Source organism: Skermanella sp. (genome assembly GCF_059503625.1).
Genome location: NZ_JCACHA010001036.1, coordinates 4,758 through 5,966, shown reverse-complemented (window position 1 = coordinate 5,966; position 1,209 = coordinate 4,758). Strand labels below are relative to the sequence as shown.

General features: G+C 67.4%; 1 protein-coding gene and 1 pseudogene. One reads left to right on the top strand and one right to left on the bottom strand.

The features are described 5' to 3' along the window. A pseudogene (locus AC5JJ6_RS37700) lies at nt 1–257 on the top strand (hypothetical protein); the annotation flags it as partial. Nucleotides 258–299: 42 nt separating this feature from the next. On the opposite strand, the gene AC5JJ6_RS37695 reads toward AC5JJ6_RS37700, so the two are convergent. Next, nucleotides 300–1,209 (bottom strand): thiamine pyrophosphate-dependent enzyme (locus tag AC5JJ6_RS37695; RefSeq protein WP_496046954.1); only part of this gene is annotated, 910 nt, incomplete at its 5' end.

Genomic DNA, 1,209 nt, shown 5'->3' with positions numbered 1-1,209 from the left:
CCTGCCTCTTCGACCCGCGCGAGGACGAAGATCCCCCTCTCGAAGACCCATCCGCCGAAAATCCACCGGAAGCGCCGCTTCCGCCAGCGGAAACCCCGCTCCCGGCGCAGCCGACCGCCGCCTCCGCGCCGGCGAAACCTGCCCCCATCCTCCGGATCCCGCCGGTTCCCCCTCGCGCGCTGGAGGCGTTCGGTATCGACCCGAAGGACTTTCCGACAGTCTGTCCCGCAGAGCCGGACGGCCCCCGATCGCCCTGAAACGGTGCATCGGCGGCAGTCCGGCGGCGAGGCGGCGCGATGTCAGATCTTCCGGCCCGGAATGATGCCGCTGAGCACTTCCTTCGCCGTATCGACCAGGACGCTGCCCTGATCGGGGTCGCCCTTGAGCAGCGTGGACATGAAGGCCTTGGCCTGCGCTACGGTGATGTGGGGCGGCAGGGGCGGCACGTTGGGATCGGTCTTGACCTCCAGCACGACCGGCCGGTCCGACGACAGAGCCGCGTCCCAGGCGGGTCCCATCCGCTCGGGATCGTCCACGTATATTCCCCGCAGCCCGATCAGTTCGGCGAACCTGTGGTAGGGAAAGTCCGGGATCTGCTGGGATGCCTCGAACTTCGGATCGCCTTGCTGAACCCGCTGTTCCCAGGTCACCTGATTGAGGTCCTGGTTGTTGAAGACGCAGACCACCCAGCGGGGATCGGCCCAGTTCCTCCAATACTTGGCGACGGTGATCAGCTCGGCCATGTTGTTCATCTGCATGGCGCCGTCGCCGACCAGGGCTATGACGGGCCGGTCCGGATGGGCGAACTTGGCGGCTATGGCATAGGGCACCGCGGCCCCCATGGAAGCCAGGCCGCCGGACAGCGAGCCCATCATGCCCCGCCGCATCTTCAGGTCGCGGGCGTACCAGTTGGCGCAGGACCCGGAATCGCTGGTGACGATCGCCCGGTCCGGCAGGCGCGGCGACAGTTCCCAGGTGACGCGCTGCGGGTTGACCGGATCGGCCGAGTGCATCGCCCTGGACTCCAGGGTCTTCCACCACGCCGCCACGTTCCCTTCGATCTCGTCGCGCCAGGACCGGTCGGTCTTCTGCTCAAGCAAGGGCAGCAATGCGCGCAGCGTCTCGACGCTGTCGCCGGTCAGGTTGACGTCCATCGGATAGCGGATGCTCAGCATGTCCGGCTTGATGTCGATCTGGACGCCGCGCGCC